At 75.4% G+C, this 1,109-nt stretch carries 1 protein-coding gene; it reads left to right on the top strand.

Annotated features, from left to right (window positions below; genetic code table 11):
• Positions 1-150 precede the first annotated feature (150 nt).
• Positions 151-1,109, top strand: a 959-nt coding sequence (locus tag HMPREF3159_RS15030) for a DEDD exonuclease domain-containing protein (RefSeq protein WP_141748260.1), incomplete at its 3' end; no start/stop codon positions are given.

Genomic DNA, 1,109 nt, shown 5'->3' with positions numbered 1-1,109 from the left:
GCCCCGGCACCTCGGAGGTGCCGGGGCCCGTCGCGCGTCGTGGGCCCGTCGCGCATCGCAGGCCCGTCGTGCGTCCGGGCTCGTCGCGGACCGGTGCCCGCGCAGCCTCCCGACGTCCGGCTGTCGGGGCCGCGTCGTAGCCTGTCCCCCATGCCCGCACGCCGTCAGCTCAGCTTCGAGGACCTGGGCACCCCGCTCGCGGAGGCGACGCTGGTGGTGGTCGATCTCGAGACCACCGGGACGGACCCCTCCGCGGACGCGATCACCGAGATCGGCGCGGTGAAGGTGCGCGGCGGCGAGGTGCTCGGCGAGTTCCGCACCTTCGTGGACCCGGAGCGTCCGATCCCGGCCTACATCGCCTCCCTCACCGGCATCTCCGATGCGACCGTGCGCGGCGCCCCCTCGATCCGGACCGTGCTGCCGATGTTCCTGGACTTCGTCGGGCCCGAGGCCGCGCTGGTGGCCCACAACGCCCGCTTCGACATCGGCTTCCTGCGCGCCCGCGCCGCCGAGTGCGCGCTGGAGTGGCCCGCGCCGACCGTGCTGGACACCCTCGCGCTCGCCCGGACTGTCTTCCGCCGCGACGAGGTGCGCGATCACAAGCTCTCGACCCTCGCCGCCCATGTCGGGGCGGCGGTCACCCCGGACCACCGTGCCCTCTCCGACGCCCGCGCGACGGTCGACGTGCTCCACGCGATCATCGCCCGGCTGGGCCCGACCGGCGCCTCGACGCTCGAGGACCTCGGCACGGCCCACCGCCGGGCCAAGCCCGTGCAGCTGCGCAAGAAGCACCTCGCGGCCGACGTCCCCTCGGTCCCCGGCGTCTACCAGTTCCTCGACGCGCACGGCTCGGTGCTGTACGTCGGCACCTCCCGGAACCTGCGCTCCCGGGTGCGCACCTACTTCACCGCGAGCGAGACGCGCCGCGCGATCCTGGACATGCTGCCGCGCGCGGAGTCGCTGCGCGTGATCGAGTGCGCCACCGCCACCGAGGCCGCCGTGCGCGAGCTGCGGCTGATCGCGCAGGAGAAGCCGCCCTCGAACCGGCGCGGGCTGCGCCCGGAGGCGGCGCACTGGCTGCGGCTCGGGCCGACGGGCGAGGGGCTGCG

Source organism: Brachybacterium sp. HMSC06H03 (genome assembly GCF_001807385.1).
Classification (GTDB): Bacteria; Actinomycetota; Actinomycetes; order Actinomycetales; family Dermabacteraceae; genus Brachybacterium; species Brachybacterium conglomeratum.
Note: the sequence above shows the minus strand (reverse complement) of the source record. Positions and strands in the feature narration are given on the sequence as shown.